The 23,923-nt window shown below is 60.9% G+C and carries 22 protein-coding genes; 9 read left to right on the forward strand and 13 right to left on the reverse strand.

The window, feature by feature from the left end:
* Positions 1-295: 295 nt before the first annotated feature.
* From prpF to LOY70_RS20985, 5 genes are all read right to left on the reverse strand, one after another.
* Complete coding sequence (gene prpF, locus LOY70_RS20965) at positions 296-1,486, reverse strand: 2-methylaconitate cis-trans isomerase PrpF (RefSeq protein ID WP_265029189.1); 1,191 nt, start codon at positions 1,484-1,486, stop codon at positions 296-298.
* A gap of 52 nt (positions 1,487-1,538) precedes the next feature.
* Entirely contained in the window at positions 1,539-4,130 is a 2,592-nt protein-coding gene (gene acnD, locus LOY70_RS20970; RefSeq protein WP_265029190.1) for a Fe/S-dependent 2-methylisocitrate dehydratase AcnD, read from the reverse strand.
* A 199-nt stretch (positions 4,131-4,329) separates the two neighbouring features.
* Positions 4,330-5,457 carry a 2-methylcitrate synthase gene (gene prpC, locus LOY70_RS20975; protein ID WP_265029191.1) on the reverse strand — a complete coding sequence of 376 codons (1,128 nt, stop codon included), beginning with the start codon at positions 5,455-5,457 and terminating at the stop codon, positions 4,330-4,332.
* A gap of 56 nt (positions 5,458-5,513) precedes the next feature.
* Positions 5,514-6,398: a methylisocitrate lyase gene (gene prpB, locus LOY70_RS20980; protein ID WP_256233269.1), complete on the reverse strand. Its 885-nt coding sequence runs from the start codon at positions 6,396-6,398 to the stop codon at positions 5,514-5,516.
* Positions 6,395-7,105, reverse strand: a complete 711-nt coding sequence (locus LOY70_RS20985) for a GntR family transcriptional regulator (RefSeq protein ID WP_265029192.1) — start codon at positions 7,103-7,105, stop codon at positions 6,395-6,397. The genes prpB and LOY70_RS20985 overlap by 4 nt, the downstream gene beginning before the upstream one ends.
* 280 nt (positions 7,106-7,385) lie before the next feature.
* On the opposite strand from LOY70_RS20985, the gene LOY70_RS20990 reads away from it, so the two are divergent.
* From LOY70_RS20990 to pabB, 4 genes are all read left to right on the forward strand, one after another.
* Positions 7,386-7,922, forward strand: coding sequence for an ATP-dependent zinc protease (locus LOY70_RS20990; RefSeq protein WP_025214775.1), 537 nt, complete (start codon positions 7,386-7,388; stop codon positions 7,920-7,922).
* A gap of 5 nt (positions 7,923-7,927) precedes the next feature.
* The gene (locus LOY70_RS20995) at positions 7,928-9,460 is read left to right on the forward strand and encodes an inactive transglutaminase family protein (RefSeq protein ID WP_123345766.1); all 1,533 of its coding nucleotides are present in this window, start codon (positions 7,928-7,930) and stop codon (positions 9,458-9,460) included.
* Positions 9,460-10,446 (forward strand): alpha-L-glutamate ligase-like protein, encoded by a 987-nt coding sequence (locus LOY70_RS21000; protein ID WP_265029193.1) that lies wholly within the window; start codon positions 9,460-9,462, stop codon positions 10,444-10,446. Before LOY70_RS20995 ends, LOY70_RS21000 begins: the two co-directional genes overlap by 1 nt.
* 322 nt (positions 10,447-10,768) lie before the next feature.
* Positions 10,769-12,112, forward strand: coding sequence for an aminodeoxychorismate synthase component I (gene pabB, locus LOY70_RS21005; RefSeq protein ID WP_265029194.1), 1,344 nt, complete (start codon positions 10,769-10,771; stop codon positions 12,110-12,112).
* A 127-nt stretch (positions 12,113-12,239) separates the two neighbouring features.
* Here the strand turns inward: pabB and thrH are convergent, their stop codons facing one another.
* Entirely contained in the window at positions 12,240-12,857 is a 618-nt protein-coding gene (gene thrH / locus LOY70_RS21010) for a bifunctional phosphoserine phosphatase/homoserine phosphotransferase ThrH (protein WP_265029195.1), read from the reverse strand.
* Between the two features lie 174 nt (positions 12,858-13,031).
* Between thrH and LOY70_RS21015 the strand changes: the two genes are divergently transcribed.
* The 3 genes from LOY70_RS21015 (at position 13,032) to LOY70_RS21025 (ending at position 16,545) form a co-directional block, all read left to right on the forward strand.
* Positions 13,032-13,775: a phosphoadenylyl-sulfate reductase gene (locus LOY70_RS21015; RefSeq protein WP_265029196.1), complete on the forward strand. Its 744-nt coding sequence runs from the start codon at positions 13,032-13,034 to the stop codon at positions 13,773-13,775.
* 453 nt (positions 13,776-14,228) lie between these two features.
* Positions 14,229-15,755, forward strand: coding sequence for an NCS1 family nucleobase:cation symporter-1 (locus LOY70_RS21020; RefSeq protein WP_265029197.1), 1,527 nt, complete (start codon positions 14,229-14,231; stop codon positions 15,753-15,755).
* A 61-nt stretch (positions 15,756-15,816) separates the two neighbouring features.
* Entirely contained in the window at positions 15,817-16,545 is a 729-nt protein-coding gene (locus LOY70_RS21025) for an aspartate/glutamate racemase family protein (protein ID WP_265029198.1), read from the forward strand.
* A 146-nt stretch (positions 16,546-16,691) separates the two neighbouring features.
* On the opposite strand, the gene LOY70_RS21030 is transcribed toward LOY70_RS21025, so the two are convergent.
* On the reverse strand, positions 16,692-17,615 hold the full coding sequence (locus tag LOY70_RS21030; RefSeq protein WP_265029199.1) for a LysR family transcriptional regulator: 924 nt from the start codon (positions 17,613-17,615) through the stop codon (positions 16,692-16,694).
* Between the two features lie 125 nt (positions 17,616-17,740).
* On the opposite strand from LOY70_RS21030, the gene LOY70_RS21035 reads away from it, so the two are divergent.
* Positions 17,741-18,487, forward strand: coding sequence for a 3-oxoacyl-ACP reductase family protein (locus tag LOY70_RS21035; protein ID WP_025214783.1), 747 nt, complete (start codon positions 17,741-17,743; stop codon positions 18,485-18,487).
* 86 nt (positions 18,488-18,573) lie between these two features.
* Here the strand turns inward: LOY70_RS21035 and LOY70_RS21040 are convergent, their stop codons facing one another.
* The gene (locus tag LOY70_RS21040) at positions 18,574-19,269 is read right to left on the reverse strand and encodes an HAD-IA family hydrolase (protein WP_265029200.1); all 696 of its coding nucleotides are present in this window, start codon (positions 19,267-19,269) and stop codon (positions 18,574-18,576) included.
* Between the two features lie 285 nt (positions 19,270-19,554).
* Between LOY70_RS21040 and LOY70_RS21045 the strand changes: the two genes are divergently transcribed.
* Complete coding sequence (locus LOY70_RS21045) at positions 19,555-19,851, forward strand: hypothetical protein (protein ID WP_265029201.1); 297 nt, start codon at positions 19,555-19,557, stop codon at positions 19,849-19,851.
* A 57-nt stretch (positions 19,852-19,908) separates the two neighbouring features.
* Here LOY70_RS21045 and LOY70_RS21050 read toward each other — a convergent pair whose 3' ends face one another.
* The 5 genes from LOY70_RS21050 to LOY70_RS21070 all read right to left on the reverse strand — a co-directional run bounded on the left by LOY70_RS21050 (position 19,909) and on the right by LOY70_RS21070 (position 23,734).
* Positions 19,909-20,112, reverse strand: a complete 204-nt coding sequence (locus tag LOY70_RS21050) for a hypothetical protein (protein WP_123345786.1) — start codon at positions 20,110-20,112, stop codon at positions 19,909-19,911.
* A 67-nt stretch (positions 20,113-20,179) separates the two neighbouring features.
* Positions 20,180-20,353 carry a hypothetical protein gene (locus tag LOY70_RS21055; protein ID WP_265029202.1) on the reverse strand — a complete coding sequence of 58 codons (174 nt, stop codon included), beginning with the start codon at positions 20,351-20,353 and terminating at the stop codon, positions 20,180-20,182.
* A 119-nt stretch (positions 20,354-20,472) separates the two neighbouring features.
* Positions 20,473-20,883 carry a glycine zipper domain-containing protein gene (locus tag LOY70_RS21060; protein WP_123345788.1) on the reverse strand — a complete coding sequence of 137 codons (411 nt, stop codon included), beginning with the start codon at positions 20,881-20,883 and terminating at the stop codon, positions 20,473-20,475.
* A 319-nt stretch (positions 20,884-21,202) separates the two neighbouring features.
* Positions 21,203-21,460, reverse strand: coding sequence for a hypothetical protein (locus LOY70_RS21065; protein ID WP_265029203.1), 258 nt, complete (start codon positions 21,458-21,460; stop codon positions 21,203-21,205).
* 84 nt (positions 21,461-21,544) lie between these two features.
* Entirely contained in the window at positions 21,545-23,734 is a 2,190-nt protein-coding gene (locus tag LOY70_RS21070) for a response regulator (RefSeq protein ID WP_265029204.1), read from the reverse strand.
* Between the last annotated feature and the right edge of the window lie 189 nt (positions 23,735-23,923).

Below are 23,923 nucleotides of genomic sequence, written 5' to 3' on the forward strand. Positions count from 1 at the left end.
GATCACCGATGTTCACAGATTTCGCGCACACCACAAAGCCCATGTGGGAGCGAGCTTGCTCGCGAAGAGGCCGGCACCGTCAACATTGATGTCGACTGACACACCGCCTTCGCGAGCAAGCCCGCTCCCACAGTTGATCACCGATGTTCACAGATTTCGCGTACACACAAAGCCCATGTGGGAGCGAGCTTGCTCGCGAAGAAGCCGGCACATTCAACATCGATGTTGACAGACACAGCGCCTTCGCGAGCAAGCTCGCTCCCACAGGTTTTGTGTTGGTCCTGAAATATTTGCGTTAAAACACATCCCCCGGCACCCGCACAAACCCTTCCATCAGCACCCGCGCGCTGCGGCTCATGATGGCTTTGTTCACGGTCCATTCACCATTGATCTGGCTGGCCTCGGCGCCGACGCGCAAGGTGCCGGAGGGGTGGCCGAAACGTACGGCGTTGCGTTCGATGCCGCCCGCCGCCAGGTTCACCAGGGTGCCGGAAATCGCCGCGGCCGTGCCGATGGCAACCGCCGCCGTGCCCATCATGGCGTGGTGCAGTTTGCCCATGGACAGCGCCCGCACCAGCAGGTCGACATCCCCGGCCGCCACGGCTTTTCCACTCGATGAAAGGTAGTCGGCCGGTGGTGCGACAAACGCCACTTTCGGCGTGTGCTGGCGCTGGGCGGCTTCGTCCAGATGTTTGATCAAGCCCATGCGCAGGGCGCCGTGGGCGCGAATGGTTTCAAACATCGCCAATGCCTTGGGATCGCCGTTGATCGCGCCCTGCAATTCAGTGCCGGTGTAGCCGACGTCCCGGGCATTGATGAAAATCGTCGGGATCCCGGCGTTGATCAGGGTTGCCTTGAAAGTGCCCACACCTGGCACCTCGAGGTCGTCCACCAGGTTGCCAGTGGGAAACATCGAGCCGCTACCGCCCTCTTCTTCTGCCGCCGGGTCCATGAACTCCAGCTGCACTTCGGCCGCCGGAAAGGTCACGCCGTCGAGTTCGAAATCACCGGTTTCCTGCACCGCACCGTCAGTGATCGGCACATGGGCGATGATGGTCTTGCCGATGTTGGCTTGCCAGATCCGCACCACCGCCACGCCGTTTTGCGGAATACGAGCGGACGCCACCAAGCCACTGCTGATGGCGAATGAACCGACCGCCGCCGACAGGTTGCCGCAGTTGCCGCTCCAGTCCACGAACGGCTTGTCGATGGACACCTGGCCGAACAGGTAATCGACATCGTGATCGGCCCGGGTGCTCTTGGACAGAATTACAGTCTTGCTGGTGCTGGACGTCGCACCGCCCATGCCGTCGATCTGCTTCTCATACGGGTCGGGACTGCCGATCACCCGCAACAGCAAGGCATCCCGGGCGGCGCCAGGGACGCGGGCCGCTTCAGGCAGGTCTTGCAGGCTGAAGAACACGCCTTTGCTGGTGCCGCCACGCATGTAGGTCGCGGGGATCTTGATTTGAGGCGAGTGAGCCATGTGCTCTAACTCCTGAAAAAAGGGTGGCCAGAGAACGGGCCACCCAAGCGATTTAAACGGCCACCGCCGATTCAAGGAAGTCCTGGGCAAAGCGTTGCAGCACGCCACCGGCTTCGTAGATCGACACTTCTTCAGCAGTGTCGAGGCGACAGGTCACCGGCACCTCGACGCGCTCGCCGTTCTTGCGGGTGATGACCAAGGTCAGCGTTGCCCGCGGAGTGCGTTCGCCGATCACGTCGTAAATCTCGCTGCCGTCGATGCCCAGGGTCTTGCGATCAGTCCCGGGCTTGAACTCCAGCGGCAACACGCCCATGCCCACCAGGTTGGTGCGGTGGATGCGTTCGAAACCTTCGGCGGCGATCGCCTCGACACCGGCCAGGCGTACGCCCTTGGCCGCCCAGTCCCGGGACGAACCCTGGCCGTAGTCGGCGCCAGCAATGATGATCAGCGGCTGCTTGCGCTCCATGTAGGTCTCGATGGCTTCCCACATGCGCATGACCTTGCCTTCCGGCTCGACCCGGGCCAGGGAACCCTGCTTGACCTTGCCGTTTTCCTGGACCATTTCGTTGAACAGCTTCGGGTTGGCGAAGGTGGCGCGTTGCGCCGTCAGGTGATCGCCGCGGTGGGTCGCGTAGGAGTTGAAGTCTTCCTCCGGCAGGCCCATTTTCGCCAGGTATTCGCCGGCGGCGCTGTCCAGCATGATGGCGTTGGAGGGCGACAAGTGGTCCGTAGTGATGTTGTCCGGCAACACCGCCAGCGGGCGCATGCCCTTGAGCGGTCGCGCACCGGCCAGTGCCCCTTCCCAATAAGGCGGGCGACGGATGTAGGTGCTTTGTGGGCGCCAATCGTACAGCGGCGTGACTTTCGGCCCGGTGTCTTCCTGGATGGCGAACATCGGGATGTACACCTGACGGAACTGCTCCGGCTTCACCGAGGCCTTGACCACCGCATTGATCTCTTCGTCGCTCGGCCAGATGTCCTTGAGGCGGATTTCCCGACCGTCCACCACGCCCAGCACATCCTTCTCGATATCGAAGCGGATCGTCCCGGCGATGGCGTAGGCCACCACCAGCGGCGGCGACGCCAGGAACGCCTGCTTGGCGTATGGGTGGATGCGTCCGTCGAAGTTGCGGTTGCCCGACAGCACGGCGGTGGCGTACAGGTCACGGTCGATGATTTCCTGCTGGATCACTGGATCCAGGGCGCCAGACATGCCGTTGCACGTGGTGCAGGCAAAGGCCACGACACCAAAGCCCAGTTGTTCCAACTCCTTGGTCAGACCGGCTTCATCCAGGTACAACGCCACGGTTTTCGAGCCCGGTGCCAGGGACGACTTGACCCACGGCTTGCGGGTCAGGCCCAGGCGATTGGCGTTACGCGCCAGCAGGCCGGCGGCGATCACGTTGCGCGGGTTACTGGTGTTGGTGCAACTGGTGATGGCGGCGATGATCACCGCGCCGTCAGGCATCTGTCCTGGCACATCGTCCCACTGTCCGGAAATGCCTTTGGCGGCCAGATCCGAGACCGCGACGCGGGCGTGGGGGTTGCTCGGGCCGGCCATGTTGCGCACCACCGAGGACAGGTCGAAGGTCAGGCCACGCTCGTACTGCGCGCCCTTGAGACTGTCGGCCCACAGGCCTGCCTGCTTGGCGTAGGTCTCGACCAGTAGCACCTGCTCGTCTTCGCGGCCGGTCAGTTTCAGGTAATCGATGGTCTGTTGGTCAATATGGAACATCGCCGCCGTGGCGCCATATTCCGGGGCCATGTTGGAGATGGTCGCACGGTCGCCCAAGGTCAGGGCTCTGGCGCCTTCACCGAAGAACTCCAGCCAGGCACCGACGACTTTTTGCTTGCGCAGGAACTCAGTCAGCGCCAGCACCATGTCGGTGGCGGTGATGCCCGGTTGCAACTGGCCGGTCAGCTCGACGCCGATGATTTCCGGCAAGCGCATCCACGAGGCGCGACCCAGCATGACACTTTCGGCTTCCAGGCCGCCGACGCCGATGGCGATCACGCCCAGGGCATCGACGTGGGGCGTGTGACTGTCGGTGCCGACGCAGGTGTCGGGGAAGGCCACGCCGTCACGCTGCTGGATCACCGGCGACATTTTTTCCAGGTTGATCTGGTGCATGATCCCGTTGCCTGGCGGAATCACGTCGACATTCTTGAAGGCTTTCTTGGTCCAGTTGATGAAATGGAAACGGTCTTCGTTGCGCCGGTCTTCGATGGCGCGGTTCTTGGCGAAGGCCTGGGGATCGGCACCACCGCTTTCCACCGCCAGGGAGTGGTCGACGATCAGTTGGGTCGGCACCACCGGATTGACCTGCGCCGGGTCACCGCCTTGCAGGGCGATGGCGTCGCGCAGGCCGGCCAGGTCCACCAGCGCGGTCTGGCCGAGGATGTCATGGCACACCACGCGGGCCGGGAACCAGGGGAAATCCAGGTCGCGCTTGCGCTCGATCAGTTGCAGCAGCGACTCGCGCAGCGTGGCCGGGTCGCAGCGACGTACCAGATTCTCCGCCAGCACGCGGGAGGTGTACGGCAGGCCGTCGTAGGCGCCGGGGCGGATGGCATCCACGGCCTCGCGAACGTCGAAATAATCCAGCGAAGTGCCGGGCAGCGGTTTGCGAAATTCTGTGTTCATCGTCAGGACTCGGTCACGGTGGTTTCAGAAGGGGCTGGCGCAGGACTTGAAGTCACCCCCGGCCACTGTGGGAGCGAGCTTGCTCGCGATAGCGGTGTATCCATCGACATCAATGTTGAATGTCAGTACGCAATCGCGAGCAAGCTCGCTCCCACAGGGTTTCGGGTTCATTCAGTTCCGGCAGCTAAAACCCTCCAGCTCAGCGTTGTTCGATTGGCACGAACTTGCGCTGTTCGACGCCGGTGTATTCGGCGCTCGGGCGGATGATGCGATTGTTGGCGCGTTGTTCGAACACATGGGCGGCCCAGCCGGTCAGGCGCGAGCAGACGAAGATCGGCGTGAACAGCTTGGTCGGGATGCCCATGAAGTGGTATGTCGAGGCATGGTAGAAATCGGCGTTGGGGAACAGTTTCTTTTGCTCCCACATGGTCTTGTCGATGGCTTCGGAAACCGGAAACAGCACCGTGTCGCCCACTTCATCGGCAAGTTTTTTCGACCAGCCCTTGATCACCTCGTTACGCGGGTCGTTGTCCTTATAGATCGCGTGGCCGAAGCCCATGATCTTGTCCTTGCGCTCGAGCATCGCCAGGGTGCCCTTGACCGCCTCCTCCGGCGATTGGAAGCGTTCGATCATCGCCATCGCCGCTTCGTTGGCACCGCCATGCAACGGGCCGCGCAACGAGCCGATGGCAGCCGTGATGCAGGAGAACAGGTCCGACAAGGTGGAGGCGCAAACCCGGGCGGTGAAGGTCGAGGCGTTGAATTCGTGCTCGGCGTAGAGGATCAGCGACACGTTCATCACCTTGACGTGCAACTCGCTCGGCTTCTTGCCATGCAGCAGGTGCAGAAAATGGCCGCCGATGGACGCTTCGTCGGTCACGCATTCGATGCGCTGGCCTTCGTGGCTGAAGCGATACCAGTAGCACATAATCGCCGGGAACGCGGCCAGCAGACGGTCGGTCTTGTCATGCTGCTGGGAAAAATCTTCCTCGGGTTCCAGGTTGCCCAGGAACGAGCAGCCGCTGCGCATCACGTCCATCGGGTGGGCGTCGGCGGGAATGCGCTCCAAAACCTCTTTCAGGGCTTGGGGCAAGTCCCGCAACTGGCGCAGTTTACCGGTGTAGGCGTCCAGCTGTGCCTGGGTCGGCAGCTCGCCGTACAGCAGCAGGTAGGCCACTTCTTCAAATTGCGCATCTGCCGCCAGGTCGCGAACGTCGTAGCCGCGATAGGTCAGGCCTGCGCCCGACTGGCCTACGGTGGACAATGCGGTTTGCCCGGCCACCTGGCCACGGAGCCCGGCGCCACTGAGTACTTTTGCTTCGGCCATTTGCTGTCTCCATTCTTGAATTTGTTGGGAATCGGCAAGTTGTGGGGAATCGCGTCTTACTTCTTCGCCGCGAACAACGCATCGAGCTTCTGCTCGAAGGTGTGGTAGTCGATGCGGTCGTAAAGCTCCATGCGGGTCTGCATGGTGTCGATGACGTTCTGTTGCGTGCCGTCGCGGCGGATCGCGGTGTAGACATTTTCGGCAGCCTTGTTCATGGCGCGGAAAGCCGACAATGGGTACAGCACCAAGGACACGTCGGCACCGGCCAACTGTTCGGTGGTGTACAGCGGTGTCGCGCCGAATTCGGTGATGTTGGCCAGGATCGGCGCCCTCACGCGGCTGGCGAACAGCTTGTACATCTCCAGTTCGGTAATGGCCTCAGGGAAAATCATGTCGGCACCGGCCTCGATGCAGGCAGCGGCGCGATCCAGGGCAGACTCCAGCCCTTCCACGGCCAGGGCATCGGTACGGGCCATGATCACAAAACTGTCGTCGGTACGGGCATCGACGGCGGCCTTGATGCGGTCGACCATTTCCTGCTGCGAAACGATCTCCTTGTTCGGACGATGACCGCAGCGCTTGGCGCCGACCTGATCCTCGATATGAATCGCCGCCGCGCCGAACTTGATCATCGACTTGACCGTACGAGCCACGTTGAACGCCGAGGAACCGAAACCGGTGTCCACGTCCACCAGCAACGGCAGGTCGCACACATCGGTGATACGCCGCACATCGGTCAACACGTCATCCAGGCCGGTGATCCCTAAGTCCGGCACGCCGAGGGAACCGGCCGCCACGCCGCCGCCGGACAGGTAGATCGCCTTGAAACCGGCGCGCTTGGCCAGCAGCGCATGGTTGGCGTTGATCGTGCCCACCACTTGCAGCGGATGCTCATTGGCGACCGCATCGCGGAAACGCTGGCCTGGAGTGCTGTTGCTCATGACTCACCTCGTTCAGTGGCGCTGTCCTGGAAATGACGCGCGATGTTGCGTTTGGAAGCGCCGATGTGCCGACGCATCAATAATTCAGCCAGTTCGCCATCGCGATCGGCGATGGCGTCGAGAATCCGATGGTGCTCGGCAAACGCCTGGCGCGGCCGGTTGGGCGTGGTGGAGAACTGGATGCGGTACATGCGCACCAGTTGATACAGCTCGCCGCAGAGCATTTGCGTCAGGGTGCGGTTGCCGCTGCCCTGGATGATCCGGTAATGAAAGTCGAAATCGCCTTCCTGCTGGTAATAGCCGACACCGGCCTGGAACGCCGCATCGCGCTCGTGGGTTTCCAGGACCCGCCGCAGCTCGTCGATTTCTTCCAGGGTCATGCGTTCGGCCGCCAGGCGGCAGGCCATGCCTTCGAGGGATTCACGGATTTCGTAGAGTTCCAGCAGCTCAGCGTGGCTCAGGGACACCACCCGGGCACCGACGTGGGGAATGCGCACCAGCAGGCGCTGGCCTTCCAGGCGATGGATCGCCTCGCGCAGCGGCCCGCGGCTGATGCCGTAGGTGCGGGCCAACTCGGGCTCGGAGATCTTGCTGCCGGGGGCGATTTCACCTTTGACGATGGCGGCCTGGATACGTCGGAAAACGTTCTCGGAAAGGGTTTCCGAGTCGTCCTGGGCCATCACCGGGGATTCGAGCTGCTCGAGCATATTGTCGACACCTTGAAAATCATTACGACAAAAACTACCCAACAAGCCCATAAACGTCAAAGAAAAAATCAACATTGTCGACAATCGTCTAACAACAGCGTCGGACATAACCGGCCGTTTGGATGACTCGTAGCCTCGGGCCAGCGGTGGCGTCAGAAAACCACCGTGCTAGAATGCCGCGCGATTTGCTGCTCTCCTTTTATAGGGAAGGCTGCCCAGGGAGCTTGTGCAGTAATGCCAGGGCCTGAACCGATAAACGGAACGCTGCGCACCAGGATCTATGACACTCAAGCCCTTATCCGCTGTCCTTTATTTCATGTGCCTGCCGGGGCTTGCCGTGGCGGGCGAAAAAACCGTGTACGGTCTCAACGAATACGCAGCCCTGCAGGGCATTGACCTGGAGGTCGCCGCCAAGCTCGACACCGGCGCCAAGACCGCTTCGCTCAGCGCCCGGGACATCAAGCGCTTCAAACGCAATGGCGAATCCTGGGTGCGTTTTTACCTGGCCATCGACGCGGCCCATTCGCACCCCATCGAACGTCCGCTGGCCCGGGTCAGCAAGATCAAGCGCCGCGCCGGTGACTACGACCCGGAAGAAGGCAAGAAATACACGGCGCGACCGGTCATCGAGCTGGACATTTGCATGGGCTCGGCCCTGCGCAGCATCGAAGTGAACCTCACCGACCGTAGTGCCTTCCAATACCCGTTGCTGATCGGTTCCGAGGCGCTCAAGCGCTTCGACGCACTGGTCGACCCCAGTCTTAAATACGCTGCCGGCAAACCCGCCTGCGCCAATGCCGCTCAAACCGCAGAGTAATTCCAATGCGCTCCCTTACCCTCCATCTGAAAATGCTGATCGCCATCCTGGTGGTGCTGGGCCTGTCGGTGACGGCCTATCAGATTTTCGTGCTCGGCATTCCGGTCACCGAAGACGCCACCGACGACCTGTGGAACATCGACGCCAAGGTCGAGTTCGTGCCCAATGCCAAGGATCCGGTCAAGATCCAGATGTTCGTGCCGCCCCTGAGCCGCGACTACGTGAGCCTCAACGAGAGCTTTATCTCCAACAATTATGGGGTGGCGGTGAACCGGGTCGACGGTAACCGCAAGGTGACGTGGTCGGCGCGGCGGGCCAAGGGCAACCAGACGCTGTATTACCGGTTGGTGTTGACCAAGCGCTACAGCGCCGAAAAAACCAAGGTCAAGGGCCCGACCTTCCGCGACAGCATCGCCGTCGAAGGCCCGGAAAAGCTGGCCGCCGAAGCCCTGCTCGCGCCGATCCGCCAGCATTCGGCCGACGTCGAAACCTTCATCAGCGAGGCCATCAAGCGCGTCAACAACCTCAACGACGACAACGTCAAGCTGTTGCTGGCCGGCGATCCCTCATCGGCCAACAAGGCCAGGATCGTCGAACTGGTGCTGTCCATCGCCCACGTGCCGGTGGAAAAGGTCCACACCATCCGCCTGGTCGCCGATCAACCGCAGACACCTGAACTGTGGTTGCGCAGTTTCAACGGCGCCGACTGGCTGTACTTCAACCCGGACAGCGGCGAACAGGGGCTGCCCACCGACCGCCTGCTGTGGTGGACCGGCGATGAAAACCTGATCACCGTCGACGGCGGCAAGAAAGCCACCGTGACCTTCAGCATGAACAACAGCGAAATGAACGCCATTCGCCTGGCCAAGCTGACGGACGAGAACACCGACGCCAACTTCCTCGAATACTCGCTCTACGGCCTGCCGCTGCAAACCCAGCAAACCTTCATGATCATGGTGATGATCCCGATCGGCGTGCTGGTGATCCTGATCCTGCGCAACCTGATCGGCCTGCAAACCCTCGGGACCTTTACCCCGGTGCTGATCGCCCTGGCCTTCCGGGAAACCCAGTTGGGCTTCGGCATCATCCTGTTCACGGTGATCACCACGCTGGGCCTGTCGCTGCGCTCGTACCTGGAGCACCTCAAGCTGCAGATGCTGCCAAGGCTCTCGGTGGTGCTGACGTTCGTGGTGGTGCTGATCGCCGCCATCAGCCTGTTCAGCCATAAGCTGGGCTTGGAGCGCGGCTTGTCGGTGGCGCTGTTCCCAATGGTGATCCTGACCATGACCATCGAACGCCTGTCCATCACCTGGGAAGAACGCGGCGCCGGCCACGCGATGAAAGTCGCCATCGGTACTTTGTTCGCCGCCTCCCTGGCGCACCTGATCATGAGCGTGCCGGAACTGGTGTATTTCGTGTTCACCTTCCCGGCGATCCTGCTGATCCTGGTGGGCTTCATGCTGGCCATGGGGCGTTATCGCGGCTACCGCCTGACCGAGCTGGTGCGGTTCAAGGCCTTCCTCAAGGCAGACTCCTGATGTTCGGCTTCTGGAAGACCTGGAAGGCCCTGGAAGCCCGGGGCATCATGGGCATCAACCGGCGTAACGCCGATTACGTGCTCAAGTACAACAAGCGCAGCCTGTACCCCATCGTCGATGACAAGATCATCACCAAGGAACGGGCCATCGCCGCCGGTATCCATGTGCCGGAACTGTATGGGGTGATCTCCACCGAGAAGGAAATCGACAAGCTCGACGGGATCATCGGCGGGCGTACCGACTTCGTGATCAAGCCGGCCCAGGGCGCGGGCGGTGACGGCATCATAGTGATTGCCGACCGTTTCGAGGGTCGTTATCGCACGGTGTCCGGCAAGATCATCAGCCACGAGGAAATCGAGCACCATATCTCCAGCATCCTCACGGGCCTGTATTCCTTGGGCGGTCACCGTGACCGGGCGTTGATCGAGTACCGCGTGACGCCGGACCAGATCTTCAAGAGCATCAGCTATGAAGGCGTGCCGGACATCCGCATCATCGTATTGATGGGTTATCCGGTGATGGCCATGTTGCGCTTGCCAACGCGCCAATCCGGCGGCAAGGCCAACTTGCACCAGGGCGCCATCGGCGTGGGTGTCGACCTCGCCACCGGCCTGACCCTGCGTGGCACCTGGCTGAACAACATCATCACCAAACACCCCGACACCACCAACGCGGTGGATGGCGTACAACTGCCCTACTGGGATGGTTTCATGAAACTGGCCGCCGGTTGCTATGAGCTGTGCGGGCTGGGCTACATCGGCGTCGACATGGTGCTGGACCAGGAGAAAGGCCCGTTGATCCTGGAGCTCAACGCCCGCCCGGGGCTGAACATCCAGATCGCCAACGATTGCGGCCTGACCCTGCGCACCCATGCGGTGGAAGCACGCCTGGAAGAACTCAAGGAACGGGGCGTCGTTGAAACCGTGGAAGAGCGTGTGGCGTTCGCCCAGGAGTTGTTTGGGCATATTCCGCTGGTTGAAGGCTGATCCCTCTAAACCTGCACATTACAAATTGTTTGGACCGGGGACAGTGTGGACTTGTGGCGAGGGGATTTATCCCCGCTGGGTTGCGACGCGCCCCCAAACAGGCAGATGCAACCAACCTGATGTACTGGGGTGGCAGATTTTAGGGTTGCTACGCAACCCAGCGGGGATAAATCCCCTCGCCACAGGATGCTCTCATCACAAATATTCCTCCACCGTCATCTTCGACAGCCACAGACGTGCTCATCTCCGACATCCCTCTAGGAGCAAATCCTACAGAGGATTACAATCGCCACCCCGCCTGAACGGCTGACCCGCCCCGCCCATGCCAACCTGCTCCGTACACCCGCTGCCCTATCGCGCCAACCCCGCCGAATACTTCGCGGCGATCCGTCACGCGCCGGGCAGTGTCATGCTCGACAGTGGCCGGCCGAGCGCCGAACGCGGACGTTATGACCTGCTCAGCGCCTGGCCGCTGGAGCAACTGGCGGTGTTGCCGGATGAGAGCGGTAGCGATTTCCTGCACCGCTTGCGCACTCAACTGGCGCAACTGGGGCACGCCAACCTGCCGACCACGGTGCAGTTGCCCTTCGCCGGTGGCCTGATCGGCTACTTGAGCTACGACTTCGGCCGACACCTTGAAGCCTTGCCGTCCCACGCCCAGGACGACCTGCAACTGCCCGATGCGCGGTTCGGCGTGTACGACTGGGCGCTGGTCACCGACCACCAGTCCGGCACCAGCCAATTGGTGTTCCACCCCCATTGTGGCGAAGATGAACGCCAACGCCTGATCGCGCTGTTCAGCCAGCCGGCTGAGCTACCCGGTGCTGCCTTCAGCCTTGAAGGCCCCATGACGCCAGACCTCAGCGCCGAAGATTATCGACAGGCGCTCGAGCGCATCCAGGCGTATATCCAGGCGGGCGACTGCTACCAGGTCAACTTTTCCCAGCGCTTTCGCGCCCCCTGCAAAGGCGACGCCTGGGCGGCTTACCAGGCGCTGCGGGCGGCTTGCCCGACGCCATTCTCCGGCTTCCAGAGCCTACCGGATGGCGGTGCGGTGTTGAGCCTGTCGCCCGAACGTTTCGTCAAGGTCAGCGAGGGCCACGTGGAAACCCGGCCGATCAAAGGCACCCGGCCCCGGGGAACTACACCTGGCGAAGACGCGGCCCATGCCGCCGAACTACTGGCCAGCCCCAAGGACCGGGCGGAAAACCTGATGATCGTCGACCTGCTGCGCAACGACCTGGGGCGTACCTGCCGTATTGGTTCGGTGCGGGTGCCGGAGTTGTTCAGCCTGGAAAGCTACCCGAACGTGCATCATCTGGTCAGCAGCGTGACCGGTGAGCTGGCCGACGACAAGGACGCCCTGGACCTGATCGCCGGCAGCTTTCCCGGCGGCTCGATCACCGGAGCGCCGAAAATCCGCGCCATGCAAATCATCGACGAACTCGAACCGACCCGGCGCGGGCTGTATTGCGGCTCGTTGCTGTACCTGGACGTGCGCGGGGAAATGGACAGCTCCATCGCCATCCGCAGCCTGCTGGTCAAGGATGGGCAGGTGTGTTGCTGGGGCGGCGGCGGGATTGTCGCGGATTCGGATTGGCAGGCGGAGTATCAGGAGTCGATTACCAAGGTTCGGGTGTTGCTGGAAACCTTGCAGAACCTCTAACCCTATCGCGAACTGCACACGAACCCTTGTGGGAGCGAGCTTGCTTGCGATTGCGTCAGGTCAGCAGCCCTTTGGAATCGACTGACACACCGCTATCGCGAGCAAGCTCGCTCCCACAGGTTTTTACTTACAAGCTGAGATTGCGGTTCGACGCCTTGATAAATTCCTGCTTCAACTCGGCAAAGCTGTGCACCGCCGGGAATTGCGGGAATTCACGGATCACGTTCTCCGGCGCATGGAACAGAATCCCGGCGTCGGCTTCACCCAGCATCGTGGTGTCATTGTAGGAATCCCCTGCGGCAATCACGCGGTAGTACAAGCTCTTGAAAGCCAGGACCGACTGGCGCTTGGGATCTTTCTGACGCAGTTGGTACCCAGTCACCCGCCCGCTGTCATCGGTAATCAAGCGATGGCACAGCAAAGTCGGAAAGCCGAGTTGACGCATCAGGGGTTGGGAAAATTCGTAGAAGGTGTCGGAAAGAATCACCACCTGGAAGCGCTCGCGCAGCCAGTCGACGAATTCGCTGGCGCCGTCCAGCGGCTTGAGGGTGGCGATGACTTCCTGGATGTCGGAAAGCTTGAGGCCGTGTTCGTCGAGGATGCGCAACCGTTGCTTCATCAGCACGTCGTAGTCGGGAATGTCCCGCGTGGTTGCCCTGAGGGATTCAATCCCGGTTTTTTCAGCGAAGGCGATCCAGATCTCCGGGACCAGCACACCTTCCAGGTCGAGACAGGCAATTTCCACAAGACACTCCCATTTTTTCTGATGTTTATCGGTTGAGCGAACAAAAGGCTTGCCGACTCTAGCCATTCGCCAGTGCCGGCGCAACGCACAGGAGCGCGCCAGCCTCGACAGCTTTTGTTACCATCAGCCCCATATAGAGCGCCCAGCGCCACCGACCTGTAGGAAGCCGCCCTGATGAGCCCATCGTTTGACGTCGTGGAACTCGCCACGACCTATGCCAACAAGTCCCCGCAGGACATCCTCAAATTGGCCTTCGCCGAGTTCGGCGATGACCTGTGGCTATCGTTCAGTGGCGCCGAAGACGTGGTGCTGGTGGACATGGCCTGGAAGCTGAACAAGAACGTCAAGGTGTTCAGCCTCGACACCGGCCGCCTGCACCCGGAGACCTATCGCTTCATCGATCAGGTGCGCGAGCATTACAAGATCGACATCGAACTGGTTTCGCCGGACCACACGAAACTCGAGCCCTTCGTGAAGGAAAAAGGCCTGTTCAGTTTCTACAAGGACGGCCACGGCGAGTGCTGCGGCATCCGCAAGATCGAGCCGCTGCGGCGCAAACTGACCGATGTCCGCGCCTGGGCCACCGGCCAGCGCCGCGACCAGAGCCCTGGCACCCGCAGCCAGGTGGCCGTGCTGGAAATCGACACGGCGTTTTCCACCCCCGAGCGCACCCTGTACAAGTTCAACCCGCTGTCGCAGATGACCAGCGAAGAAGTCTGGGGTTACATCCGCATGCTGGAGCTGCCTTACAACAGCCTGCATGAACGCGGTTTCATCAGCATTGGTTGCGAGCCCTGCACCCGCCCGGTGCTGCCGAACCAGCACGAACGCGAGGGTCGTTGGTGGTGGGAAGAAGCCACGCAGAAAGAATGCGGGCTGCACGCCGGGAATATCATCGCCAAAAGCAAAGCCCTGTAGCCAGGCAGACGTTCCTGTACACAAAAATGTCACCACAGGTGCCATTTTTGTGTGCATTCCGTTGATGAGCGCGCTGAAAAGTTACACCTCCCCCTCCTGCCTTACACCTCTCAAGTTCTCCCAAGTACGTCCTTGAAAATAAATACCTGTTCAATGGGTCAATTTATAAGCGCGTACTTTCAGTGACTTATTGAATATCAATAACCAAATGAAATGAGAGGCCCTCCCGACAGATCGAGGAGCTGGCATAAATCTGGCTTGAGTCGACAAGTGTTTTGTATACAACATTTATAAAACATACACACACTTTAGATCCGCAAGCCTGAAGCGCCCTATCCCGTACAGGCTGCAGATGCCCCGTAACCAATGATGCTCGCCCGCCGCGACGAAGATTTGTCGAGCCCCGCGCTCACGCACAGTCATCGCTGCGCCGAGAATCAGGAGCCTGCCGGAATGCGTACGAGTCTCTCCAACAACATCGCGCTGGATCTGCCCTCCTCCACACCCCTTGATGACAAAACCGCCGCGTCCCTGGCCTTGAGCCCGCGACTGCACAACAAAGACCTGGCACCGACCAAGGCCGAAGGTCGGCGTTGGGGCCGCTACAGCATCTTTGCCCTGTGGACCAACGACGTGCACAACATTGCCAACTACTCCTTCGCCATCGGCCTGTATGCCCTGGGCCTGGGCGGCTGGCAGATTTTGCTGTCCCTGGGCATCGGGGCGGCGTTGGTGTATGGCTTCATGAACCTGTCCGGCTACATGGGGCAGAAAACCGGGGTGCCGTTTCCGGTAATCAGCCGGATCAGCTTTGGTATCCACGGGGCGCAGATTCCTGCCTTGATCAGGGCGGTTATCGCCATTGCCTGGTTCGGTATTCAGACATACCTGGCATCCGTGGTCCTACGGGTTTTGCTGACGGCAATCCACCCAGGAGTCGCCGACTATGACCACGACTTGATCCTGGGCCTGTCGAGCCTGGGTTGGCTGTGTTTCGTGGCGATCTGGTTCGTGCAACTGGTGATCCTGGCCTACGGCATGGAGACGGTGCGCCGTTACGAAGGCTTCGCCGGCCCGGTGATCCTGGTGACCGTCGCGGCACTGGCCGGTTGGATGTACACCCAGGCCGGCGCCACCATTGCCTGGTCGATCCGCGACCCCCTGACCGGTGGCGAGATGTGGCGCAATATCTTTGCCGGCGGAGCACTTTGGCTGTCGATCTACGGTACGTTGATTCTCAATTTCTGCGACTTCGCCCGCTCCTCGCCGTGCCGGCGAACCATCGTCGTCGGAAATTTCTGGGGCCTGCCGGTGAATATTCTGGTATTTGCCGGGATCACCATCCTGCTGTGTGGTGCACAGTTCCAGATCAACGGGCAAATCATCGAAAGCCCGACCCAGGTCGTCGCCTCGATTCCCAACACGTTCCTTCTGGTGCTGGGCTGCCTGGCCTTCCTGATCGTCACCGTGGCGGTGAACATCATGGCCAACTTCGTCGCCCCGGCGTTCGTACTCAGCAACCTGGCGCCCAAGTACCTGACCTTCCGCCGCGCCGGGCTGATCAGCGCTGCCATTGCCGTGCTGATCCTGCCGTGGAACCTGTACAACAGCCCGCTGGTGATCGTGTATTTCCTGTCCGGCCTCGGCGCCCTGCTCGGGCCGCTGTACGGGGTGATCATGGTCGACTACTGGCTGCTGCGAAAAGGTCGCATCAACGTGCCGCAACTGTACAGCGAGGACCCAAACGGTGCGTATTTCTACAGCAATGGGGTCAACCTGCGTGCCGTAGTCGCGTTCATTCCGGCGGCGCTGATCGCGATTATCCTGGCGCTGGTGCCCGGTTTCGACAGCGTTTCACCGTTTTCCTGGTTGATTGGCGCTTCGATTGCAGGGCTGCTGTACCTGATCATTGCCAAGCGCCAACCGTATTACGGAGACGTCAGCGGTGAATCCATCGCTGTGGATAACGTCAGCCATTGATCATTCAAAGCGGCCCAACAGGTTCGGGCCGCTGACTTTCATGCGTTAAGGAGGACAGCTCATGCGAATTCTCGTGGTCAACGTCAACACCACCGAATCCATCACCCAGGCCATCGCCCGCCAGGCCCAGGCCGTGGCCGCGCCGGGCACCGAAATCATCGGGCTCACGCCGCATTTCGGCGCCGACTCCATCGAAGGCAATTTTGAAAGCTACCTGGCGGCCATCGCGGTGATGGACCGGGTGATGTCCTACGACCAGCCGTTCGACGCGGTGATCCAGGCCGGCTATGGCGAACATGGCCGCGAAGGCTTGCAAGAACTGCTGAACGTGCCGGTGGTGGACATCACCGACGCCGGCGCCAGCACCGCCATGTTTCTGGGTCACGCCTATTCGGTGGTCACCACCCTGGACCGCACCGTGCCGCTGATCGAAGACCGTCTCAAGCTGTCCGGCTTGTTCGACCGCTGCGCCTCGGTCCGGGCCAGCGGCCTGGCGGTGCTGGAGCTTGAGCAGGACCCGCAACGGGCGGTCGAGGCCATCGTGCGCCAGGCCGAACTGGCGGTCAGCCAGGACAAGGCCGAGGTGATCTGCCTGGGCTGCGGCGGCATGGCCGGGCTCGATGAGCAGATCCGCCAGCGCACCGGGGTACCGGTGGTCGATGGCGTGACCGCGGCGGTGACCATTGCCGAATCCCTGGTGCGGCTGGGGTTGTCGACCTCGAAAGTGCGCACCTACGGGACGCCTCGGCCCAAGACCATCATTGGCTGGCCGGGGCGGTTTGGGCGGTGAGTTTTATTTTCTAAACGGCGGCGGTCCCATCGCGAGCAAGCTCGCTCCCACATCGATTTTGCAGTGAGCACACATTTCGTGAACACCAAAATCCATGTGGGAGCGAGCTTGCTCGCGATAGGGACAATGAGATCGTTCGGCCAGCCTCAAACTGCACTGAACCGTTCTCCCCAGCCCTGTTCGGCAAACTGCTCGATGATGAAATCCACAAACGCCCGGGTCTTGCCCGGCAGCAGTTTGTGTTCGGCGTAATAGATGGAAATGTTGCCATCGTCGACGTACCAGTCTGGCAGCACCCGTTGCAGTGCGCCGGATTCCAGATAGGGAACGGCGAACGGCATGCTCACCAGGGCGATGCCCAACCCTTGGGCTGCGGTGGCGCAGGCCGCTTCCGAGTCACTCATGGTCATGCGCATTTTAAGCGTCAGCGGGCTGTGTTGCCGGGTGCGGCTGGTCAGTTGCCATGAGCGGATCCGCCCGGTCTGGGGCGAACGGATCAGGATGCCCTGATGCTGCGCCAGATCTTCCGGCTCGTTCACTGTGGCATGGCTTTGCAGATAGTCCGTTGATGCGACCAGTATCCGATGGGCCACCGTCAGCTTGCGCGCCACCACGCCCAGAGGCAGTTCGAAACCGCCGCCGATGGCCGCATCGAAGCCTTGGCCGATCAGGTCAACCTGCCGGTTATCGAAATGCCAGTCCGGATTGATCGCCGGGTATCGTTGCAAAAACTCCCCGAGCAAGGGCACCACATACAGGCGACCGAATGCTGTGCCCATGCTCACCTTAAGCGTCCCCGCCGGCTGCCCACCGGCGCTGGCCAGGTTGGCGACAGCGTTCTGGATGGTACTCAAGCTGGCGCCAACCTCCTCCAGGAATAACTGACCGGCCTCCGTCAGGGTCAGGCTACGGGTGCTACGCTGGAACAGCCGGACGCCCATCCGCACTTCGAGCTTGGCCACGCTTTTACCCACCGCCGCCGGGGTCACGCTCAAGCGTCGCGCGGCCTCGGCAAAGCTGCCGACTTCGGCGCTGCGCACAAAGCATTCGATACTGCTGAAGGTTTCCATAGGCGCCACTCTAAACTTTTGGTTTACACAGACTGTATCAATAAGCGTCTACACAGCCGAGAACCATTTCCCGATACTCCGTCCATCAACCGCGGCATCTCGCCCCGGCACATTTGGAGATCACCATGAGCACGCAAACACTGAGCGGTAAAGTCGCCTTGATCCAAGGCGGTTCTCGCGGCATCGGCGCCGCCATCGTCAAACGCCTGGCCGCAGAAGGCGCCGCAGTGGCCTTCACCTACGTCAGCTCTGGGGCAAAGTCTGAAGAACTGCAAAACAGCATTATCGCAGCGGGCGGCAAGGCCCTGGCGATCAAGGCCGACAGCGCCGACGCCGACGCCATCCGCAACGCCGTCGCTGCCACCGTCGAGACCTTTGGCCGGTTGGACATCCTGGTCAACAATGCCGGCGTCCTGGCCATGGCACCGCTGGACGAATTCAAACTCGAAGATTTCGACCAGACCCTGGCAATCAACGTGCGCAGTGTATTCATCGCCACCCAGGCCGCCGCACGACACATGACCGAAGGCGGTCGGGTCATCAACATCGGCAGCACCAACGCCGACCGCATGCCCTTCGCCGGTGGCGCGCCTTACGCCATGAGCAAATCCGCGCTGGTGGGCCTGACCAAAGGCCTGGCCCGTGACCTCGGCCCACGGGGCATTACCGTCAACAATGTGCAGCCCGGCCCGGTGGACACCGACATGAACCCGGCCGACAGCGACTTCGCCTCCAGCCTGATGTCGCTGATGGCGATCGGGCGCTACGGCAACGTCGATGAAATCGCCAGTTTCGTCGCCTATCTGGCAGGGCCGGAAGCCGGCTACATCACCGGTGCCAGCCTGACCATCGACGGTGGTTTCGGCGCCTGACACAAGCATGAAAAAACGCCGGGCATGGCTTCAAACCCATGTGGCGAAGGAGCTTGCTCTCGCAGGGCTGCGCAGCAGCCCTTTTTTTAGGCCCACTCCAGTTCCGGCAAACCGCACAGGCCCGGCTGGAACATCTTCAATGAACGAATGATCCCGTCGGCATGGGCGTATTTCTCGTCCGCCATGGCCGAATCCGGAATGGCGATGGCGGTCATGCCGGCGGCTTTCGCGGCCGTCACGCCGAACGGTGAATCCTCGAACACCAGGCAGTCGCGGGGCGCAACACCCAAGCGGCGTGCGGCAGTGAGGAAGATATCCGGCGCCGGTTTCGCCGCAGTGACTTCAGGGTCGTCCGCCGTCACGATGAAATCGAACAGCGCGAACCAGTCGCGGTGCAGGGTGGTTTTAAGCGCAAACGACTGGCTCGACGAACTGGTGCCCACCGCTATTGGAACGCCACTGGCCTTCAGATGGCGCACCAGCTCCTCGGCGCCCGGCATCGCCAGGGCATGGGGAAAACGTTCGCGCATCAGCGGCTCACGAATCACCAGGAACTCCTCGGGGGTGATCGGCAGCTCCAGCGCCTGGACGACGTAATTGGCCAGATCCGTGGCGCCGCGCCCGATGATGTTCTGCTTGACGCTCCAATCGAACGTACGCCCGTAGCGCTCGGCGATGATGGAGGTGACCTCGGTGTAAATCCCCTCGGTGTCCAGCAGCAGCCCATCCATGTCGAAAATCACAGCCTTGATCGGGCCAAATTCTTTCAGCGGTGCATTCATCGCATCTGATCCGTTATCAACACAACATTCCAGGGATGGCTCAGGTGCGGCCAGGTCAGCGTGTTCGCCTTAAAGGATTCAGCAGGATAACGAGGGGGGCTTGGGACAGGCAACGGGAAATCTGTATGTCGTCCAACATTGTGGCGAGGGCACTTGCTCCCTCGCCACAGAAAAAGATCCGCATCAGGCTGGCGTTATTGGCTCGAGCCACTGGAACCACTGCCCGAGCTACCGCCGCTGTCGCTGGTTCCGGCTCCGGTTCCGCTGCTGGAAGAATCGCCGCCCATGGAGCTGCCGCCGCTCGTGGAACCACTTCCCGTACCCGGGCTGGTGCTGCTGCCGCTGGCGTCACTGCCGTTGCCGCCCTCCACGGAACCGGGCGGCAAGGCATTACTGGAGGGTGAACTGGAACCAGCCTCCATCTCGGTGGAAGGCGGCATCCCGCCTTTATCCACAGGCGAATTACCGCTCGAGGACTGTGCGTACACAGCCAGCGAACTGAGGGAAAGAACGCTAGCGAGTGTCAACGCCGTCACGTTGAACTTCATCATGGTGAGTCTCCTTTTCAAGATACTTACCTGATGTGTGGCAACCATGGTTGGCCGATGGTGCCACGAAATCGACGGGCGGACGCGGCTATCAGCTCGGCTTGCCAGAAGCATCGTCACCGGCGATGTCCGGGTCATCGGGGGTCGCCTCGACCTCTTCATCGTCGCTTGGCACTTGCTCTACGCCGGCCTCGTCGTCAGGCGGACGCTGGTCGCGGCTCAGGGAGTCGGTCGGCGATGGCAGCGGGTATTCCGGGGTTTCATCGTCATCGGGGACAGGCAAATCGGCAGTCATATAACCTCCTGACAGGCGGGATCCTGTCATGCAGTTCGAGGACGCGGGGCACTCATCTTGAGCGGCTTCAATCGTAGGATTCATCTTCAAGTTCAGCTTCTTCATCCTCGATCAGGGGCACTTGGGCGTCATCCATCAGGGAACCGGGGTCCTCATTGCCCGGGTCGTTGACGCCCGGATCATTGATAAAGGGAACACCCGTCGGACCTTTTTCTTCCTTACCTTCGGTTTCCGGCGTCATGGCACACCTCGCGATTGCTGATGGATGTATGAATTCGAGGCGGGGCGCGGCCAATCGTTCCAGATAGATGCTCAAGAAAAACCCGGCACATGGCCGGGTCTTTTCATCCAAGCATTCGCTTAGCGATGCTTTCTCTTATGCTTGTGCTTCTTGCCGCCGGAGTGGCCGTCGTTGTCATTGGACAAGTTGCTGCCCAATGCGCCACCTGCCGCACCACCGACGCCCGCACCGATGGTGGAACCGGTAGAGCCGCCCAGGCGATTGCCGACAATCGAACCACCGGCCGATCCCAAGCCACCGCCAATGGCCGCTTCCGTACGACTGCCCTTGCGCGCGCCCACGGCACTACCGGCGGCGCCACCAACACCGGCGCCAATCGCCGCGCCCGTACTGCCGCCCATCTGCTGGCCGACCACGTTACCCAATACACCGCCCAAACCCCCGCCGACTGCAGCGGTACCGTCACCGGCAGCCATCGCGCCCTGGGCTACCAAAAGCCCAAGCACCAAGGTGGACAAAGTCAAACGCATGATAGAAACCTCAAGAATGCCGCATCGGGGAGAGATGGCCGGTGCGCGCCAGCGTCAGTTTACGCTAGATAGCGATCAGCCATACCGGTTGGACAGCAAACGGAGAGAGAGTTTTATGACAGGCAAAAAAAAGCCCGCTGGGGAAACGGGCCAGGTACTGCTTTCTAACGGATGAGCTGAGACTACGTGCCTGCTTGTGAAAGAAACGTGAAAGAAACCCTCAGTTGAAAAAAGATGAAAAAAATTTACGAGGCGGCCTGTTCTCTGGCGAAATCCGCCGAAAAAAAAGCCCCGTTCAATGACGGGGCTGCGCTTGCTGTTATTTCCGGATCGGGACCTTGGGCAAAAACTTGGCCTTTTCCCCATGTTGCACTTTGGGCACCTTCGTCCTGATGGACTTGATCGGCTCGTCGCCAAAGTCTGCATGATAGGCCGATTGGCCACACTGCAACCCTTCATTGATCGGATACGTGGCTCCGTTCTCCTCGCTGTACGTTGCTCCCATTGCCTTTCCCCTTTCATCGAGGTCCATACCGGCAACAACCAATTGCCTGAAAATATCGACCTTCCCGATCATGAGACTAGTCGGTCATTAAAAGACCGGCGCTTGCAGAAAGCCCTTGGCCGACGAATGGAACTCACTGTTTCAAAAAGAAAACACTCACTCAGTCCCCAGCATCGTCCGGTTTAAAACCCGCGAGACCTGATCGGCCGAATAAGGTTTGGACAAAAATTCAAAGCCTTCATGACCACTGTGGGCCAACTCTTCGCTATAACCAGACGTCAGGACCACCGGCAAATCCGGACGGCGCCGGCGCAACTCCTTGGCCAGGGCTATGCCGCTGATGCCCGGCATGACGATGTCAGAAAATATCGCATCGAATGCCCTCGCATCGGGGCCGACCATTTCCAGCGCCTCTTCGGCGTTGGTCGCCCAGGCCGTTTCGTAGCCCAGGTCCTGGAGGATCTGGTTCGCAAAACGTCCTACCTCCAGATTGTCTTCCACGATCAACACCCGGCGCCGCCCCTTTTCCAGTACCAGGGGCGCGGTTTCTTCCTTGGCAGGCTCGTGGCTTTTTTCGGGTTCCACTTCCGGAAGGTACAACGTAAACACCGTCCCCTCTCCAACCACAGTCGAAACGTCGACGTTGCCGCCAGACTGTTTGGCGAATCCGAACACCTGGGACAACCCCAGCCCGGTGCCCTTGCCCACTTCCTTTGTGGTGAAGAACGGCTCGAAGATGTGTTCCAGCACCTCCAGGGTAATACCGGTCCCAGTGTCTGCCAGGGCGATGGCGGCAAAAGGTTGCCCGGCGCCAGCATGACCGCGGATCGGCGGCATGCCGTCACCGCAATGAAGCCTAAGCGACAACGTGCCCTGGCCATTCATGGCATCTCGGGCATTGAGCGCCATGTTGATCAGGGCCGTTTCAAACTGGCTCAGATCCGCACGGACGTAACAAGGCCGGTCGCACAACTCGACCTTGACCTGAATGCGCGCCCCCGTGACGGTTTCCAGCATGTCCCCCAGGCTCTGCACCTGCTTGCCGACATCGATGACCTCGGGCTTCAACGGCTGGCGCCGGGCAAACGCCAGCAACTGGCTGGTCAACTTGGCGGCGCGCTCGACTGTTTCGGACACCGCTGTCATGTAGCGGTTGCGACGCTCTGGGGACAGGTTGGGCATGCGCAGGAAATCGACGGAGGAGCGAATGATCGTCAGCAGGTTATTGAAGTCATGGGCCACGCCGCCGGTGAGCTGGCCGATGGCTTCGAGTTTTTGCGACTGGCGCAGTGCCGCTTCGGTCTGCTTGAGACGGGTGGTGCGTTCCTCGACCCGCTCCTCCAGCGTTGCATTCAGCTCAGCCAGGGCCGCCAGGCCTTCACGCACGGCAGCGTCCGCGCGGGTGCGTTCGATGTGGGCCCAGGAGCGCTCGGTGACCTCCATCAGCAGCGCCAGGTCGTTGGATGACCAGACCCGAGGTGTTTTATCGTGGATGGCCATCAACGCAGTCAAACGGCCATTCTTGATCAGCGGGACGCAAATGGTCGCCGCGATACCAATCGCCTGGAACGTTGCCGCCTCGTCTGGCGCCAGCTCCGCCAGGTTATCGTTGATCACCAGCGGCTTGCCGGCACGCAGGTTGGTGACCGCCAGCCGACCGAAATCCGCCAATCGATAGTGCCCGATAATATGAGGCGAACCCGCCCGGGCCCAATCGCCGCGAATCGTGAAACCGTCCTCATCCTCGTCCATGTCCGCATACGCACAATTGGACAGGTTCAGGTGCGCCGCCAGAATCCGTGTGGTGGTCGCCATGATGGCCTGCGGGTCGGTGGCGTTCGCCACGGCATTACCGATGGCATCCAGGACAGCCAGACGCTGGGTCATGAACACCGTCGAGGTGGTCTCGGTGACCGTGTCCAGCATGCCCAGGACCTTGCCGAATGGGTCGCGAATGGGGCTGTAGCAGAAGGTGAAATAAGCTTGCTCGGGGCCACCGCCACGTTCGATGACCAAGGGAAAGTTTTCGATAAAAGTCGCCTGCCCATCGAAAGCTGCCCGCACGATCGGACCGATGTCGCTCCAGACCTCCTGCCAGACCTCATTGAAAGGTCGACCCAGCGCCTCGGGCTTATCGCCGAGGATGGGCAGGAAAGCATCGTTGTACACCGTGATCAGATCCGGTCCCCAGACAATGGCTTGGGGAAAATGCGAGGCAAGGCTCAGCGCCACGGTAGTTTTCAACACGTCAGGCCACTGCTTCGGCGGCCCGAGCGGGGTGTCGTCCCAATCATGGCGGCGTATCCGTTCGGCCATTTCGCCGTAGCTTTGCAGCCAGTCTGTCATTGCGATCGATCCTTCTCAGCCGCCAATACAATCAGGGGAAGCGCTTGTGACCTCAAGCCGGGCCGTATTATCCCGCGCTGAGTGGGAATGCGCGATTGGATTGTGGGATGTGTAAGGCTGTAAATGCGGGGTGAAAGGTAGGAGTGGATAGTAGGGCTACAGCAATGTCCTACAAATGATTAGGAATCT

This window comes from Pseudomonas sp. B21-054 (genome assembly GCF_026016345.1).
Classification (GTDB): domain Bacteria; phylum Pseudomonadota; class Gammaproteobacteria; order Pseudomonadales; family Pseudomonadaceae; genus Aquipseudomonas.

Coding starts and splice junctions, on each gene's coding strand:
- prpF (WP_265029189.1), bottom strand. CDS start 1,486: ATGGCTCACTCGCCTCAAATCAAGATCCCCGCGACCTACATGCGTGGC.
- acnD (WP_265029190.1), bottom strand. CDS start 4,130: ATGAACACAGAATTTCGCAAACCGCTGCCCGGCACTTCGCTGGATTAT.
- prpC (WP_265029191.1), bottom strand. CDS start 5,457: ATGGCCGAAGCAAAAGTACTCAGTGGCGCCGGGCTCCGTGGCCAGGTG.
- prpB (WP_256233269.1), bottom strand. CDS start 6,398: ATGAGCAACAGCACTCCAGGCCAGCGTTTCCGCGATGCGGTCGCCAAT.
- LOY70_RS20985 (WP_265029192.1), bottom strand. CDS start 7,105: ATGCTCGAGCAGCTCGAATCCCCGGTGATGGCCCAGGACGACTCGGAA.
- LOY70_RS20990 (WP_025214775.1), top strand. CDS start 7,386: ATGACACTCAAGCCCTTATCCGCTGTCCTTTATTTCATGTGCCTGCCG.
- LOY70_RS20995 (WP_123345766.1), top strand. CDS start 7,928: ATGCGCTCCCTTACCCTCCATCTGAAAATGCTGATCGCCATCCTGGTG.
- LOY70_RS21000 (WP_265029193.1), top strand. CDS start 9,460: ATGTTCGGCTTCTGGAAGACCTGGAAGGCCCTGGAAGCCCGGGGCATC.
- pabB (WP_265029194.1), top strand. CDS start 10,769: ATGCCAACCTGCTCCGTACACCCGCTGCCCTATCGCGCCAACCCCGCC.
- LOY70_RS21015 (WP_265029196.1), top strand. CDS start 13,032: ATGAGCCCATCGTTTGACGTCGTGGAACTCGCCACGACCTATGCCAAC.
- LOY70_RS21020 (WP_265029197.1), top strand. CDS start 14,229: ATGCGTACGAGTCTCTCCAACAACATCGCGCTGGATCTGCCCTCCTCC.
- LOY70_RS21025 (WP_265029198.1), top strand. CDS start 15,817: ATGCGAATTCTCGTGGTCAACGTCAACACCACCGAATCCATCACCCAG.
- LOY70_RS21030 (WP_265029199.1), bottom strand. CDS start 17,615: ATGGAAACCTTCAGCAGTATCGAATGCTTTGTGCGCAGCGCCGAAGTC.
- LOY70_RS21035 (WP_025214783.1), top strand. CDS start 17,741: ATGAGCACGCAAACACTGAGCGGTAAAGTCGCCTTGATCCAAGGCGGT.
- LOY70_RS21040 (WP_265029200.1), bottom strand. CDS start 19,269: ATGAATGCACCGCTGAAAGAATTTGGCCCGATCAAGGCTGTGATTTTC.
- LOY70_RS21045 (WP_265029201.1), top strand. CDS start 19,555: ATGGAGCTGCCGCCGCTCGTGGAACCACTTCCCGTACCCGGGCTGGTG.
- LOY70_RS21050 (WP_123345786.1), bottom strand. CDS start 20,112: ATGACTGCCGATTTGCCTGTCCCCGATGACGATGAAACCCCGGAATAC.
- LOY70_RS21055 (WP_265029202.1), bottom strand. CDS start 20,353: ATGACGCCGGAAACCGAAGGTAAGGAAGAAAAAGGTCCGACGGGTGTT.
- LOY70_RS21060 (WP_123345788.1), bottom strand. CDS start 20,883: ATGCGTTTGACTTTGTCCACCTTGGTGCTTGGGCTTTTGGTAGCCCAG.
- LOY70_RS21065 (WP_265029203.1), bottom strand. CDS start 21,460: ATGATCGGGAAGGTCGATATTTTCAGGCAATTGGTTGTTGCCGGTATG.
- LOY70_RS21070 (WP_265029204.1), bottom strand. CDS start 23,734: ATGACAGACTGGCTGCAAAGCTACGGCGAAATGGCCGAACGGATACGC.